This window comes from Paracholeplasma brassicae, assembly GCF_000967915.1.
Taxonomy (GTDB): domain Bacteria; phylum Bacillota_I; class Bacilli_A; order Acholeplasmatales; family UBA5453; genus Paracholeplasma; species Paracholeplasma brassicae.
Genome location: NC_022549.1, coordinates 1861011 through 1877792, shown reverse-complemented (window position 1 = coordinate 1877792; position 16782 = coordinate 1861011). Strand labels below are relative to the sequence as shown.

Annotated in this window: 16 protein-coding genes; all 16 read left to right on the top strand. The window is 35.5% G+C overall.

All coding sequences use genetic code 11. The features are described 5' to 3' along the window. Window positions 1-279 precede the first annotated feature (279 nt). The 16 genes from rpmH to BN853_RS09010 all read left to right on the top strand — a co-directional run bounded on the left by rpmH (window position 280) and on the right by BN853_RS09010 (window position 16634). Window positions 280-414: a 50S ribosomal protein L34 gene (gene rpmH / locus BN853_RS08715; protein WP_030005575.1), complete on the top strand. Its 135-nt coding sequence runs from the start codon at window positions 280-282 to the stop codon at window positions 412-414. A 101-nt stretch (window positions 415-515) separates the two neighbouring features. Further along, window positions 516-863 (top strand): ribonuclease P protein component, encoded by a 348-nt coding sequence (rnpA, locus tag BN853_RS08710; protein ID WP_030005574.1) that lies wholly within the window; start codon window positions 516-518, stop codon window positions 861-863. Further along, window positions 850-1740 (top strand): YidC/Oxa1 family membrane protein insertase, encoded by an 891-nt coding sequence (locus tag BN853_RS08705; protein ID WP_052591410.1) that lies wholly within the window; start codon window positions 850-852, stop codon window positions 1738-1740. Before rnpA ends, BN853_RS08705 begins: the two co-directional genes overlap by 14 nt. A 3-nt stretch (window positions 1741-1743) precedes the next feature. After that, complete coding sequence (gene jag / locus BN853_RS08700) at window positions 1744-2367, top strand: RNA-binding cell elongation regulator Jag/EloR (protein WP_030005572.1); 624 nt, start codon at window positions 1744-1746, stop codon at window positions 2365-2367. Window positions 2368-2422: 55 nt separating this feature from the next. Further along, a complete protein-coding gene (locus BN853_RS08695) occupies window positions 2423-3274 on the top strand; it encodes a hypothetical protein (protein ID WP_030005571.1) in 852 nt (283 codons plus the stop codon). Window positions 3275-3285: 11 nt separating this feature from the next. Further along, window positions 3286-3648, top strand: coding sequence for a magnetosome magnetite crystal formation protein family (locus BN853_RS08690; protein WP_030005570.1), 363 nt, complete (start codon window positions 3286-3288; stop codon window positions 3646-3648). A gap of 172 nt (window positions 3649-3820) precedes the next feature. Further along, window positions 3821-4828, top strand: coding sequence for a glycosyltransferase family 4 protein (locus BN853_RS08685; protein WP_030005569.1), 1008 nt, complete (start codon window positions 3821-3823; stop codon window positions 4826-4828). A gap of 1 nt (window position 4829) precedes the next feature. Then, window positions 4830-6215 carry an asparagine--tRNA ligase gene (gene asnS / locus BN853_RS08680; RefSeq protein ID WP_030005568.1) on the top strand — a complete coding sequence of 462 codons (1386 nt, stop codon included), beginning with the start codon at window positions 4830-4832 and terminating at the stop codon, window positions 6213-6215. Between the two features lie 28 nt (window positions 6216-6243). After that, window positions 6244-7638, top strand: coding sequence for an MATE family efflux transporter (locus BN853_RS08675; protein WP_030005567.1), 1395 nt, complete (start codon window positions 6244-6246; stop codon window positions 7636-7638). Window positions 7639-8056: 418 nt separating this feature from the next. Next, window positions 8057-9139: an ABC transporter ATP-binding protein gene (locus tag BN853_RS08670; protein ID WP_030005566.1), complete on the top strand. Its 1083-nt coding sequence runs from the start codon at window positions 8057-8059 to the stop codon at window positions 9137-9139. A gap of 3 nt (window positions 9140-9142) precedes the next feature. Continuing rightward, on the top strand, window positions 9143-10057 hold the full coding sequence (locus BN853_RS08665; RefSeq protein ID WP_030005565.1) for a carbohydrate ABC transporter permease: 915 nt from the start codon (window positions 9143-9145) through the stop codon (window positions 10055-10057). Between the two features lie 11 nt (window positions 10058-10068). Further along, window positions 10069-10983: a carbohydrate ABC transporter permease gene (locus BN853_RS08660; protein ID WP_030005564.1), complete on the top strand. Its 915-nt coding sequence runs from the start codon at window positions 10069-10071 to the stop codon at window positions 10981-10983. Window positions 10984-11009: 26 nt separating this feature from the next. Then, complete coding sequence (locus BN853_RS08655) at window positions 11010-12386, top strand: extracellular solute-binding protein (protein WP_030005563.1); 1377 nt, start codon at window positions 11010-11012, stop codon at window positions 12384-12386. A 52-nt stretch (window positions 12387-12438) separates the two neighbouring features. Next, window positions 12439-15087: an immunoglobulin-like domain-containing protein gene (locus tag BN853_RS08650; RefSeq protein ID WP_030005562.1), complete on the top strand. Its 2649-nt coding sequence runs from the start codon at window positions 12439-12441 to the stop codon at window positions 15085-15087. Window positions 15088-15455: 368 nt separating this feature from the next. Next, complete coding sequence (locus BN853_RS08645) at window positions 15456-15908, top strand: hypothetical protein (RefSeq protein ID WP_030005561.1); 453 nt, start codon at window positions 15456-15458, stop codon at window positions 15906-15908. Window positions 15909-16487: 579 nt separating this feature from the next. Next, a complete protein-coding gene (locus tag BN853_RS09010) occupies window positions 16488-16634 on the top strand; it encodes a hypothetical protein (RefSeq protein WP_030005560.1) in 147 nt (48 codons plus the stop codon). The last annotated feature ends 148 nt before the right edge of the window (window positions 16635-16782 follow it).

The window sequence follows — 16782 nt, the reverse complement described above, 5'->3', positions numbered from 1 at the left end:
CAAAATGTGGGAAACTATAAGCGATACTGACTTCTCCACATACGATTGTGGACAAAACACAGACACTTCATGGCTTTGTTATCAGTTTTCATTGAGTTTCAAAGATTCCCACAAATGGCCTTTATGTGGGTAAAAGTTTTCCACATTTTTCCCAAATTTTAAGAAACTTAACAAGAAAGATTTTATAAAAGTTAGAATCGATGAATTAATGGTTGACTTTTACAAATTGAATATATATAATAGTAACGCATGGTTTCGTGAGAAAGGTGGTTTATTTACATGAAAAGAACATATCAACCAAGTAAACTTAAACGTCAAAAGACACACGGGTTTAGAGCTAGAATGGCAACCGTGGGCGGCAGAGCCGTTCTTGCACGTCGTAGAGCTAAAGGCCGCGCATCATTAACGGTTTAATAATTTAATTATTTTAAAATAACTAGGACTACTCGATTAAAATAATGTACAAACACATTTTTTTTCACTGTAGTCCTTTTTCTTTTTAAAATAACACATTCATGAAAAAGGTATATCGAATTAAAAAAAATATCGAAATCGATGCAATTATTAGATATAGAAAATCCATTGGCGACAAATATTTTGTGCTCTATTACAAATCGAATGATCATAATCACATGAGAATGGCCATTTCGATTGGCAGAAAATACGGCAATGCGGTACAAAGAAACAAGATTAAACGACAATTACGAATGATTGTTTCACAAGAAAAAGACATACCTTCTTTTGATTATATAATTGTTGTAAAAAAAGAGGCCAACGGTCTCAAGTTTGATGAAATGAAAAGCAGTATTCAAAGAAAAATTAATAAAATAAAAAAGATGGAGCAACAGAATGAAAAATTATAAAAAAGTATTTACTCTTTTTGTTATGATTGGATTACTCGTTGTCTTATCTGGATGTAGTGGTGATGTAACAGCACCAATCAAATCTGGCGATATCGGATTCTTTGAACGAATCTTAGTATTGCCTGTTGCTTGGGTGATGCAATTTTTCTCAGGGTTATTTAATAATAGCTTTGCGATCGGTATTATCATTACAACAATCATTGTACGTACAATTGCATGGCCAATTTATGCTAAAAGTAATGACTTAAGCATCAAAATGGCTGTAGCTCAGCCTGAAATGAATCGTATTCAGGCAAAATACGCAACAAGAAAAGATCCAGAATCTCAACAAAAAATGCAAATGGAATTAATGGCGGTATATAAAAAATACGGCATCAATTTCTTTGGGTGTTTGATGCCATTTTTACAGATGCCAATCTTCTTAGCGATGTATCAAGTCGTACAACGTATTTGGATTGAAGGCGGGATGTATGCCGACAAAGTTCAAAACATGAAGTTTCTAGGCATAGACTTAGCTAAGTCAGGTAATTTCGGTCTTATTTTAGGTCAAGATGGCGATATCGCTGGCTGGATTTTAGCCATTATCGTTGCGGGAACAATGTTCTTCTTAAACCACTTGGCACAAAAGAAACCATCGTATGCAAAAAATACAGCAGCACACGGTCCTCAATCAGCACAAGCAGAACAAAGTGCGAAAATGATGAAATATATGCAATACTTCATGGTAATCATGATGTTCAGTATCTCATTAGGTTCGAACTCGTTGGCACTTTATTGGGTCGTAGGTAACCTATATTCAATTGGTCAAAACATGATTAACAGAGTAATAAACGAACGTAAGTATTATGCAATGAAAAATAAAGATTTGGTGGGATAGTATATGACAAAAAAAGTTGAATTTGAAGCAAAAACCTTAGCAGATGCACAAGTTAAAGCCGTTGAACTTTTAAAAATGCCCCTAGAATATATTAAATTAACAGTTACAAGAGAGAAAAAAGGTATCTTAGGGATCGGTTCTACAACGTTTTATGAAGCAGTTTTAGAAATCAACCTAGCACTTGAAGGAAAAAAATATCTTGAAAAGTTATTTCAAGCATTAGAAATCGAAGTCAAGACTGAATTTAGAACACTTGAAGATGGTAAATACATCGTATATAGCATCCACAGTGCGGAAAATGCACTCTTAATCGGTAGAGAAGGTAGAACTTTAGAAGCATTCCAAACCTTACTAAAAGTCTATTTACATAACTTCACCGAGGATAAACTAACGGTTTCTCTTGATATTGGTGGTTATAAAGAAAATCGCAAGAGACAACTTGAGATCTTAGCAACTAAAATTGCAAAAGATGTCGCTAGATCTCGCATCGAAGTTCGATTAGATCCAATGAACTCATACGAACGTCGTATCATTCACACAAAGCTTGCTGAATGGCGCGATGTCTATACAGAATCACAAGGTGAAGGCGAAAATCGTGCGATTATCGTTAAACCTAGAAAGAAGTAAGGCCATTTGGTCTTATTTTTTTTATCTTTTTGAAGGCTTATGATATAATTAAGCCATGAAAAAGATTATAGTTAGAATTTTAGTTCTGGTGGCGGGTTTCTTTATCTTTCTAACCGGACAAACCGTAGGCGAACACATCATTATTCGAAGAGAAGTAAAAGAATTTACATCGAAAGGAGTACTGCAAGAAGATATAAGTACTGATTTAATCAAATACTACAAAGTTTCACGTGAAACATATTATCCTGAAGAATACGTAAGAGACCCTTTTTATCAAGGGAACTTAAATCGTCCAGGGGCAATTGGTGATATTTTTGTCACACAAACCTCGCCTTTAGCACTCTATCCTGGTGTCCATCAGTTTGTTAGTTTCTATTTTGGTGGTCATGCCGCGTATGTGGATGAAAATAATCGTTTATTTGAAACCATAGGCATACCTGGCGCAAATGAAAAGTTCTTAGATGTCTTGATTAACGGTGGCGAAAACACGCATGCGATGGATAATGTCAGGAACTATTGGCTTGATCCCAACCATCGTGATGAAACAGATCCTGGGTATCGCACCTATGGTAATTACTACCGAAAAGAATGGATTGGTTTGAGGGTCAAAGAATCTACTTTAGAAGACAACCAAGCCGTTGTAAGTAATTTACGTTCGCTTACCGAACAAAAAGCACAGTACAACTTCCTATTTGTTTTAAATACGAAGAATCGTTATTATTGCACCGATTTGGTGACAAGATCCATTGAAAAAATTAATGATTCACAGGGTAATCAAAAATATAAATTTAATAAGGATGGATTTGCAGTGACAATTAATGATATGATATTATCAAAAGACACGTACATTGCCTACTTCGTCACCACGGATAGACAAAACGTGAAACACGTCTATTATATAGGCTAGGAGGAAAATAGATGGCAGACTTTAATTTAGATCGTAGAACCGCTTTAGTCATTGGGTGGGCAACGATGTTTGTTCCAGTGCTTGGTTTGATTGCATCACTTTCTGGGTATTTGTATTACGAAAAGAAAGACGCTTGGCTTCATGACGCATTTAGAGTATTACTGAACACACAAATTAGTTTCTTTATCATTGTTGTTGCCTTATGGGTAGGTGCGTTTATTCTTGCTTTCATCCCATTTGTTGGGCCTTTGGTACTTGGACTTTCATGGTTAGTTCTTGTAATCTTGTATTTGTATTGCGTCATTAAAGGTTTAATGTACGCAGACAAAGAAGAGTTATTCGTTACACCAGTGACAATCAATATCATTAAATAATAGAAAAAAAACAAATTCGTTTATTATATTCCTATTTTAAACGAATTTTTTTTTTTTATTATCATTTGTTAAGAATATGAGTACAATACTATCAAAAATATACCAATAACGAACGATTACTATCGTTTTTTTACTAAATAATTGATATAATAGAGTTTAGGATGTGAGTGTAATGAGAGTATTATTATACAAAAGCATGCAGAAACTCTTTAAAAAGAGTGGCATTGGCAGAGCTTACGAACAACAAACAAAAGCCCTACAATTAAATCAAGTCAACGTAGTAACCGATAAGGATGAGCCATTTGATGTGGTTCATTTTAATACGATATTCAAAGATTCGTACGTTTTCTTAAAAAAGTGTAAGAAAAATAACATTCCAGTGATTGTTCATGGTCACTCAACTAAGGAAGATTTTTTAAATTCATTTAATTTTTCAAACGTAATGAAGTCGTATTTTTATAAAAACCTTGAACGGATGTACTCAAATGCGGATTTAATAATTACACCGACCGAGTACGCTAAAGGATTGATTACTAGTTATGGGTATGTGAATTGTCCGATTGTTGTTTTATCAAATGGCATCGATATTAATGCATATCAACCAAACCCAATAAGCGAAAAAGCGTTTCGAGACTATTTCGATCTAAAAGAACAGGATAAAGTAGTCATTGGCATTGGTTTATTGTTTGAAAGAAAAGGGCTTCATGATTTTATCGAGGTCGCAAAATCGTTTCCACAAATCAAATTCATTTGGTTTGGGAATTTAGCGAAATCACTTCAAACGAAAAAGATAAAAGACGCCATTAGCAATAAATCAGATAACGTTATCCTACCAGGTTACATCAAAGGTGACGTAATCAAAGGCGCGCTTACCAGTGCGAATTTAATGTTTTTCCCAAGTTACGAAGAAACCGAAGGGATTGTGCTATTAGAGGCAATGGCTTCGAAACTACCTCTGCTCATCAGAGATATTCCGATTTACGAATCATTCGAACATGGAAAGACCCTGTTTAAAGCATCTTCAAATGAAGGGTTTATAAAACAAATTCAGGCGATGCTTTCGATGGATCTAGATGAAGTGACCAATAGAGCATATGAAGATGTAAAACAAAAGGATTTACCAATCATCGGTAAAGAGTTAAAACGTATTTATGAAGAACTATTAGAGAAGAGGCAATAATATGCAAACAGTAAAAGAATTAGCAATTAAAAAAGAATCATACGATCAAAAACAAGTCAAACTTGCCGGGTGGGTACGCACAAACCGTGCTCAAAAGGAATTTGGGTTCTTAAATATGAATGACGGAACAACCTTAATGAACTTACAAGTGGTTTATGAAGAAGCCCTTGAAAACTTTAAAGACGTTCAAAAAATAAGGGTGGGTTCTTCGATCGAAGTCGTTGGGACATTAGTGCTAACACCTAACATGAAACAACCATTTGAAGTTAAGGCAACGAGCGTTGTCTTACTTGGCGATAGTCCAGAGGACTTCCCAATTCAACCAAAAAGACACACCAGAGAGTTTTTAAGAGAAGTGGCGCATTTAAGACCAAGGACCAATTTATTTAATGCGGTTTTTCGCTTAAGAAGCGTTGCTGCTTTCTCAATTCATAAGTTTTTCCAAGAACAAGGGTTTGTCTATGTTCATACACCGTTGATTACAGCAAACGATGGTGAAGGTGCTGGGCAAATGTTTCAAGTAACAACACTACCATTGGAAAAAACACCAAAGGATGAGGAAGGCAACATCGATTATAAAAAAGACTTTTTCGCAAGACGTACGAACCTGACTGTAACTGGTCAGTTAGAGGCAGAAGCTTATGCCTTGGCTTTTAGAAACGTTTATACGTTCGGTCCAACCTTTAGAGCAGAAAACTCGAACACACAAAGACACGCATCCGAGTTTTGGATGATTGAACCAGAAATGGCGTTTTGTGATTTAGAGGGCAACATGGCAGTTGCTGAACAAATGGTGAAGTACGTGGTTAAAGACGTCCTTAATCAAATGCCTGAAGAAATTGACTTCTTCGATCAATTTGTCGAAAAAGGATTAAGACAAAAGTTAGAAAAACTAGTCGATTCTAAATTTTATCGAATCACACATAAAGACGCCATTCAAGTATTGATTGACTCAAAAAAGAAATTTGAAAACAAACCAGAGTTTGGTCAAGACCTTGCAACTGAGCACGAGAAATATTTAACAGAAGAACATTTTAAATCGCCAGTATTTGTTACAGACTGGCCAAAAGACATAAAAGCTTTCTATATGAGATTAAACGACGACAACCAAACGGTTGCGGCGGTAGATTTACTTGTTCCAGGTAGTGGTGAGTTAATCGGTGGTTCGCAAAGAGAAGAACGCCTTGATTATCTAATTAAACGCATGGACGAAATGGGCGTACCAAAAGAAGAACTCGATTGGTACGTGGATCTACGTCGTTATGGCGGTTGTGTACACGCAGGTTATGGTATGGGATTTGAACGTTTATTAATGTATCTTTCAGGGGTGGAAAACATTAGAGACGTGATACCATTTCCTAGAACACCAAAACACGCAGAGTTTTAATCAAGTTTATAGATAGGGGAAAAGTACATTGGCAAGTTTATCGTTAAGGGAGAGTAAATTAAGGAGTTATATTTTAACTGAAGAGCTATGGAAAGTCATATTATATATTACTTACCCGCTAGCAATTTATGCGTTATTCAATCATCTTTATGGGTTTATCGACATGGTGATGGTTGCCCATATTGGAAATACAGAAGTTGCAAGCGTCGCAATCTTCTCAGAGATTCAAAGCATGATTACAGCATTTGGTGCGGGTATCGCATCTGGTGGTGCCGTAATTGTGGCTAGGTTGATTGGTGCATCGAAGATTGATGAGGCCAAGAAAAACGCTTCAACCGTGTTTTTCCTGGCGGTTTTCATTAGCATCGGTGTCATTGTATTACTAGTCCCACTAGCAAGACCTCTTTTGGTGCTTTTAAGAACACCGAAGGACGTCATTGATACTGGATTAGGCTATTTTATCGTCCAAATTTTCACAACCGCATTTATTACAATTAATAGCGTGTTTATTGGATTAGAAAAAGCCAAAGGTAATACGCAAAAGATTTTGTATTTGAATATTGTGATGATGATCATTAAAATTGGATTAACCGCTTTGTTTGTTTATGGATTAGGTAAGGGAATCATTTGGGTTAGTTTTGCGACAATGATTGCGCAAGGGATATTAACGCTAATTGCTTTTGCGATCTTGTTTAATAAAAAGAACACATTTCAAATCAAGTTATCTGAAATACGATTAAAAAAAGAAGTAGTTCTACCTATATTAAAGCTTTCATTTCCGATTTTCGTAGGTAAGTTTATATTTAGCTTTGGTAAGGTCATCGTTAATAGTATCGCAGCAACTTTTGGGACACAAGTGGTCTCTGGGTTTAGTGTGGCAATGAAGATTGGTTCAGGTGGGGCGGCATTAGCAAATAGCTTTGAAGAATCCATCCCAACGATTGTGTCACAAAATGCGGGAAATAATCAAGTGAATCGTGCGATGAAAGCCTATCCAATTGCTTTAATGTTTTCTGGCATTATTGCGGTAATTACCATCGCATATTCCTTCTTATTTAGAGATTTTATCATTGGAATGTTAGTAAATAGTGAATCAAGTAAAGAATACATCCAAATCGTTATTGACTTATTTAGGTGGGAAATATTCTCGAAGCTTACAAGTGCGATTGTGGCGATTACGCTTGGCATGTTTTATGGATTTAGACTGACAAAAGTGACACTTTTGATGAATATTGCTCGGTTATTTGTGTTTCGAATTCCAGCGCTATGGTTACTTTCACGATATACCGATTTAGGGCATCATTCAATCGGTGTGGCGATGTTTGTCTCTAATACATCAACGGCAATTTTAGCGGTTATCATGGCAGTTGTTTTCTTTAAGAGAGTTAAAAACAACGGCTACGGGAATTTCTTAGTGTCTTAATTTCATTTTTTATCGTGTTTTGAATATCAAATAGTAAAATAATATTGGAATCCTTATCATAGATAAAGGGTTCCATTTTCTTTTAATTAGAATCCAATTGAAAAGATTTTGTAATATCTTGTTTTTTAAGTTGAATTAATACCACGTAAGCGTTATAATAATAGTGCACAGGTGATTAGATGAACAAATATAATTGCAACACATGTCAGGTTACAAATTCTAGTTCAAATACAACTGAAAATAGCGAGGACACTCTCGTGTTTGTTTTACTATACACATAAATCACAACCGTCTTTTGTTAGATAGTCGTGATTTTTTTAATGTCTATGGCGATAGTTTTGTTAGTTAGTTTTGTCTTTTTGTGCAATAGATAGTAAAATGTATTTATAAATACATTACTTATACGGAGGAAAATGTAATGGAGATTAAATTACAAAATTTGACCAAGATTTTTTCTGATAAATCTGGTAAAGAAGTAAGGGCGGTTGATAACTTAGATATCACCATCCCAAACGGCAAACTGATCGGTTTACTAGGACCATCAGGCTGCGGTAAGTCAACAACGCTTTATATGATTGCTGGTTTACATACCCCAACAGGCGGTAAGATTTTCTTTGGTGATGAAGAAGTCACTGAAGTTGCTCCAGAAAAAAGAGGCATTGGATTAGTGTTCCAAAACTACGCACTATACCCACACATGACCGTTAGACAAAACATCATGTTCCCTCTAGAGAATTTAAGGGTTGATAAAGAAGAAGCGGAACAAAGAACCGTCGAGATGGCAAAATTAGTCGGTATCGAAGAACTTCTTGATCGTAAACCTGCGCAACTATCTGGTGGACAACAACAACGTGTTGCAATTGCTCGTGCGATTGTTAAAAAACCTAAGGTGTTGTTACTAGATGAACCACTATCGAACTTGGATGCTCGTTTACGTCTTCAAACACGTGAAGAAATTAAACGTATTCAAAGAGAAACAGGTATTACAACCATTTTCGTTACTCATGACCAAGAAGAAGCGATGTCAATTTCAGATGAAATCGTGGTAATGAACTTTGGTCTTGAACAACAAAAAGGTGAACCACAAAGTGTTTATGATAACCCGACAAATCAATTCGTTGCACAGTTCTTAGGTACGCCACCAATCAACTTATATGAAGGTGTCATTAAGAATGGTAAATTATTCATCGGTAACAGTGAAATTCGTTCCGTTGAAGGATTCAATCTAAAAGAAGATGAAGGCGTTACGGTTGGTATTAGACCAGAAGCTTACATTCCTGTGAAAGATTCAAAACAAGCAAAACTTGTGATTGCTTATAACTTTGTTGAATCCATCGGAAGAGACATCGGACTTGTTTGTGCACACCCTGAAAGCTTAAATGAATCATTTAGAATTATCATTAGAGATCTTGCTGAGATTACACCAGAGAAGATGAATTTTGATTTAAATCTAAAGAAAGTGTTCGTATTTAGAAAAATTTCAGGTGAAAGGGTGATATAGGCTATGTTAGAAGATAAGAAAAATTATCACGCATGGCTCTATATGTTAATCCCAATTGGGTTAATGACGGTTTTTACATTCTATCCTTTGTTTAAAACGTTATTTATCTCATTTGACTATGGATACAATAAATATCAAGACGCGTTCTCCTATAATTTTGGGTTCCAAGCGTATCGCGATATTTTCGCCTATAAGCCGTTTATTCAAACGTTAAAAAACACCTTGTTGATTGTGTTTATCTCGGTACCACTATCAACCTTATTAGCGCTATTTATTGCAGTTGCATTAAACTCAATTAAGCCGCTTCAAAAGATTTTCCAAACCATCTTCTTCTTACCTTACGTCACCAACGCTATCGCGATTGGGATGGTATTTGCGGTTTTATTTAACGTAAACACAGGGTTAGTTAATGGGATGTTAAACATCTTTGGCATTGACAAGATTAACTGGATTAACTTAGACGACGGTGTCTATATGTCATCATATTTCAGAAAGATGTTCGTTCTTCAAACCTACATCATCTGGGATTCACTAGCGTTTAAGATTTTAGTCTTTATTGGTGGTTTACAAAACATTGGTAAACAATACTATGACGCAGCTAAAATTGACGCAACCCCTAGAGGAAGAGTCTTTAGAAAAATTACCTTACCGTTATTATCACCAATGATTGCTTATATTTTAATTACGTCATTAATTGGCGCATTTAAAACATACGATTCAGTGGTTGGTATCTTCGGTGGTGAATGGTCAAGAACCAAGGACGTTCAAACCATCGTAGGATTTATTTACGCCCAATTAAGTGAAACAAGCATTCAATCTTATTCTAGAGGCGCAGCAGCAGCCGTTGTCTTACTTGTGATTATTTTGATCTTCACAGCGATCAACTTACAACTCAGTAAGAAACGCGTGCATTACTAGGAGGTGGCGTAATGAACAATACATATGGTAAAGAAACGCACACAGAAGAAATATTAAGAAAACAACGCGTTCAACGCATCGTTGTTAAGATAGTAACTTATACGTTTTTAACGGTATTTGCAATCTTTATGTTAATTCCATTCTATTGGATGTTAAACACAGCATTAAAGAGTGCAACCGAGGTGGATTTTTACCCACCAACGTTATTCCCAAGACAGTTAATGTGGGGCAACTTCGCAGAAGCTTTAGAAAGAGCAAATCTAACAAGATACTTCTTAAATACAATTATCGTTGCGGTTGGTTCAACCGTCTTAGGTACGTTTGCTTCAATCTTCTTAGCTTATCCGCTAGCAAGATTAAATTTCAAAGGTAGAGAAGTTGTATTTACAGTATTACTTGCAACCATGATGATTCCTGGTGAAATGATGGTTATTACAAACTATATCACCGTATCAAACTTAGGTTGGGTTGATACTGCGCTTGGTTCAAGAGTGCCTTACGGTCCATACTACGCGATGATTATTCCTTTCCTTGTTTCTGTGTTCCACGTTTATCTACTTAGACAAACATTTAAACAAGTCCCAAGTGAATTATATTACGCAGCTAAAGTCGATGGGACTTCTGACTGGAAGTATTTATGGAAAGTCATGGTACCACTTGCTAAACAAAGTATTATTACAATCGTCATCCTAAAATTAATGGGTGCATGGAACTCCTATGTGTGGCCAAACTTAGTTGCCTCACAAGACTTCCAATTAGTGACAAACGGTCTACGTAACGCATTTACAAATAGCGACACCGGCCGTACCGAATTCCAGTTACAAATGGCAGCAACCGTATTGGTTACCCTACCATTATTGATCACATTCATTGTGTTTAGAAAATACATTATGCGTGGTGTATCAAGAAGTGGTATTAAAGGATAATAAAAAGGAAAAAGGAGCAGAAATAAATGAAAAAATTATTTGTAGTTTTTCTTCTAGCAGTCACTGCAATTGGGCTAGCTGGTTGTAAAAAAGCAACAAGTTATACCATCGATTGGGATGTCATTTCTGATGATTTAGAATTTGACAAAGAAACCCCTGTGACTGTCGTATTTTGGCACACAATGGCTAAAACAAAGGATCCTTCAGAAGGTCAACAAGCACTACTTGACTTGTTCATTCAAGAATTTAAGGTCTTATACCCTAACGTAACAATCGTTCACGAACAAAAAGGTGGGTATACAGAACTTAGAAAAGCAATCGACAACGCACTACCTGCTGGTAACGAACCAACCATGGCTTACAGTTACCCAGACCACGTTGCCGGTTACATTCAATCTGGACAAGTGTTACCTTTAAATAACTTAATCAATAATAAAAATGCTGAAATTGCATTATCTGAAGAAGACATTGCTGATTTCATTCCTGGTTATTGGGCAGAAGGCCAAGTTTATGACAATAGAGGTTCTATTCTAAACTTACCATTCTTAAAATCAACTGAAGTGATGTTCTATAACAAAACTTTCTTTGATACAAACAATTTAACGGTTCCAACCACTTGGGACGAAGTTAAAACAGTGTCACAACAAATTAAGACAATTGATCCAACAAAGACACCGTTTGGCTATGACGCTGGCGATAACTTATTCATTACCGCTTCTGAACAAAAAAACATTCCTTACACATCAGTAGATGATCAAGGCAATGGTAAGATTTTATTCAACAATGACGATGCAAAAGACATGGTTCGTTACTTTGATGAAATGTACGAAGCTGGCTTATTCACAACTAAAGACATGTTAGGTGGACGATACACCTCAGATATGTTTAAAGCAGGCAACTTATTTATGTCAATTGGTTCAACTGGTGGTACTGGCCACAATATCCCTGGTAACAACGAATTTGAAGTTGGAGTTGCACCAATTCCACAATTTGACTTAAATAATAAAGCTGTTATCCAACAAGGACCAAACATCAACTTATTTAGAAAATCAAATGTTCAAGAAAACATCGCTGCATGGTTATTCTTAAAATACATCACAGCAGCAGAACAAACCGCACGTTGGAGTGTTGCAACTGGTTATTCACCAGTAAGAACAAGTGCGTATGACGTACAAGTCTACAAAGACTACGTTGGACAAGCAAATCCAAGTGCAAGAACTCAAGTCTTTATTGACGTTGCAAACGTTGGTAAAGTCCAATCAAGCTACATGTTCACTTCAGTTGTATTCCCTAACTCATCTAAGGTTAGAGACGAAGTCGGTAACATCTTCACTGTCGTATTTGGTAATACGAAGAGTGTAGACGATGCATTTGATGATGCATACGACGAAGCAAGATACTAATTTCCGTGTATTAATGATTCACAGATAGATTCAAACAATATAGGAGGAAGAAATGAAAAAAGCATTGTATTTTGTATTTGCCCTCGCGTTAGTCCTAGGACTTGCGGCTTGTGGTGAAAAAACCGATCCAAACCAAAAGGCTTTTGACGAAGCCTATCAAGCATTAAACATCGTGACAAACGAAGATGCTGATAAGGTTATCACTGACTTTTCAGTCAACACAACACTTAGAGGCGGCGCTAAAGCTGCTTGGACTTCAAGCGACACCAATTACGCAGCGGTTGTTGCTAGTGAAACAGGTGCAATTATTAAAGTTACTAGACCTGAAAATGGACAAGGTAATAAAGAAATTGAATTAACTGCAACCGTCACATTAGAAAAACTATCTAAGACGAAGAAATTCTCAATCACAATCCTAGAAATGCCATTGACTGAAACAATGACGTTAAGCAAACTTAGAGATGAAAAAGTAGCTAAAGATACGGACGTTACAATCAATGACTTAGTCGTTGTTGGTCTTGACCAAGACGCTTACTATGTCAGTGATGGTGTCACTTCAATGTTAGTCTTTGGAACCCCAGGTCCATCAATCGAAGTTGGTCTAAAAGGGACAGTTACTGCTAAAGTAGATGTTTATTTCGATGCTTATCAATTAAAAGAAGTGACTTGGACAAACACAACAACAGGCAATGAAGTCGTTGCTGTTGAAGGCAACCTTGCTGACTTTGATATGTTAAGTATCGATGGTAACGCTGAGGCGATTACTGCTCAAAAATTAGATAACGCATCGTATCAAGTCGTAAGCTTCTCTGCTAAAGTTGTACACAGAGCAGACTTTACTGGTGGTGCTAACTACCAAACAACCTTAGTTGATCCAAATTCTGCTTCAAATGACGCTGGCTTTGTACTAAGCTATTATAAAGGGTTAAATCACGCAGCATTAACCTTACTTGATGGTATTGAAATTACCGCTACTGCTGTTATTAGAGAATTAAGAGACTCTAGAGCTGTAGCTCCAGCAATTGGTGATGGATCAGTACCTGTGTACTCATTATCAATCTTAACATTTGAAACAAGAGTATTAACAGACGCTGAAAAAGTTGAATTTGATGAAAAAAATCTATCAATTACCACGTCATTCATTGAAGCTGGTACAGTAGTTCTTCCTTCAGAAGGTACGTTCGGTTCTTCAATTGCATGGTCATTTAAAAATGCTGAAGACGTCGATAACGCATTAGTTAACTTAGAAACTGGTGCCGTATCAATGCCTACAACTGGTCAAGTTAAAACGACTGTCGTTGCAACCATTACAAGTGGTGCAGTGGAAGATACAAAAGAATTTACATTTGTTTTAGGTCAACCAGTATTAGCTAAAATCGATACTGCTGCAGCAGCTGCTACAGGTGACGTAGTCCTAGTTAGAGGTATGGTTACTTCTTCTGAATACTACAGAACATACTTCATTCAAGACGAAACTGCTGGTATTGCTGTTTATACAAGTGATGCAGCAATGCTTGCAACATTAAAAGCTAACGTAGGTAAGATGGTAGAAGTTGAAGGGTCTAAAGACTTACGTAGTGGCTTACACCAAATTGCAGCAACTAGATTAGTTGCTGTTGAAGGTACAGTTGCTGTTGAAGCTGTTGTTGTTACATTAGGGCAAACTGATTTACAAGATCACGTTGGTTCATTAGTGACATTAGAAGATTTAACAGTTACAAACGTCAATACGGCAAACTATGGCAACTATGAAATCACATTATCTGATGGTACAAATACCGCTATGATTAAATGGGATTCAAGAGTAACATTATCTGCTGAAGCAGATGCTGATTTAAAAGCAATGGTCAAAGATGCGGTTGTTTCAATCACAACACCACTTGCATGGTCATCATCAGGTGCATTCTTATACTTCACAGATTCAACCGTAGTTGAATTTGCTGTTGAAACAGACGAAATGAAAGTAACAGCTGACGCATTAGCATTAGAAGTTGTTTCTAAAGTTGAAGCATCAGGCAACATCACATTACCAGTGTTAGGTGCTAAAGGATCAACAATCTCTTGGGCATCGGATAACGAAGCAGTAATTTCAGCTGCTGGTGTTGTTGTGGCTCCTGCTGAAGGCACTGTAACAGTTAAATTAACTGCAACAATCAAATTAAATGAAGTAACTCAAACTAAAGAGTTTAACGTAGTAGTTGGTGTATCAAATGTCGCAGCTTCATTCGACTTCGGTACATCAAAACAAGAGGGATATGTTGGAACTAAAAACGTAGTTGATTCAGTAAGCGGAAATACAATCGTATTTACTACTGATGGTGGTCAAGTAACGACATCTACATTTGCTCCACATGACGTTATGGGTGCATTCCTAGTATTAGCTCCTTACAAAAATACAACTGACAAAACAGGTACAGTAACATTTAGCCTTGGTACTGTAGCTGCAACAAGCGTTTCTTTCGAAGCTTCTATTTGGAGTCCTAATGATGAAGATAACGTTGGTACAATCTCTGTATTACAATTCCAAGCTAAAGTTGGCGATGAATGGGTTGTTGTTGTTGATTTCTTAGGTGAAGTCGAAAACGCTTCTTACACATCATTCTCAGGTGATTTCGATTCTGCATCAGAATTCAGATTCTATGGTGTAGGTACAAGTGCAACTTGCCGTGTAACCATCGATAACTTAGTCTTTGGTGCTTAATTAAATCTATAATCAAATGCATAACACTCACAAGGTGTTGTGCATTTTTTTGTCTATTCTATGTATACAAAGAAACATCAAAATTACTTCAAATGATAACAAGTAAAGAAAAAATCTATAGACATTAAAATTATGTAAATATTTACAATTATGATAATGCATTTTTTTATTTACTTTTTATGATATAATGGACTCATATTAGAATTATTGTAAACTACGTCAAGGAATAGTATGCATTTCAGATTGACTGAGAATATTCTGTGGAATGTCCTAGGATTATGAATAACATGAAGGTGAAGAATATGGACAAGTTGCTGTAATGTCAGAGATTGATGTTGAAAATCTATCAGGATACAAGGTGGAAATAAATGATGAAAACAAAACATAAATACAAGTTAATCATACTAGGAATTGTAATAAGTGTCTTTTCGGTTATACTATTTTTTTGGTTCAATTATAAAAATCAAATGGATAATTTTTATGAAGCATGGATTAACTCTAAAAAAGAAATCTATTACCAACATTATGTAATTTCAAAATTAAAAATGAATATCTCTTTAATTGTTCCGTTAATTTTAATGTTGCCGATTGAGCTTAGTATATTCATATCATATTTAAATAAAAAGAATAATCATAACTTGGATAAGATATATTATCTGTTTATTGAATTAGTATTGGGTATCTTATTGACTATCATTGTTGCTGTACTTTATATGGCAAGAAATGCTGAAACATTAATGTTTGTTTACTATGGGATTGCTCCGATATTTGCTGTTTTATCAATATTTACTACAAATCATATTATTAAAGATAATGAATAATAGGTTGTAAATTAATATTTGAAAAGACTAACGTAAGTGAGACTTTAATTTTATTATGCATGTGTAGGTAGTAAATAATAACCTTTAAGCGTTTAAATCAATTTCTATCAAGCACGTTATTGTATTCAGTGATTCATAAATGGTAATTATCGAAGAAGCGAAAAACCATCAAAAAAGAACCGCCAGTAATCTTAGCGAATACAAAAAACAAAAGGATACTCATTTAATAGAAAGATGACGGAATTGTGTAGTTATAATTGACTGCCTTTACACAACATTCTTAAAACACAATTTACATATTACTTAGAAACGTGTCTTTTAGTGAATGCTAGCCCTTTGTGTATTCAATCAACTGACACTAATCTTGATTGCTGTTATGTTTTAACAGGCCAGTACTTGATAGTATTCTGACGTATAATATATATTTGCTTGGATGTTAAACAGAAAGGAAATTTAGATTGTTTAAAACAATGTAGTACATATTAACGTTTAATCACAGTAATTAGGCTTTGATTTCAAGTTTTGATTTATAAAATGGTTCATTGTTTTTACTAATATCAAAAAGAGAGGAGGAATATAATGGTTAGAAAGATTCGATCTGATGCTAGAGTTGGGAATGTAGAAAAATCTAGAGGGTTACCACCAGGAACCATAAGGAATGAAAACGGTAGAGACACAAGAAGTGATAAGAAAATTGGAACAATTAGAAAAGAAGCAAAAAAATAATTTGTAAAACTTGAAATTGACCTAATAAAATTTGAATATACCTCATTTAACTAAGTGCTTTGATTGAAAACGATGTGTTTTATGGGGTATGTTTTTTTTATATTTTACAAAATTGATCATTAATTACTCTTTATAAAAAATTGTGTGT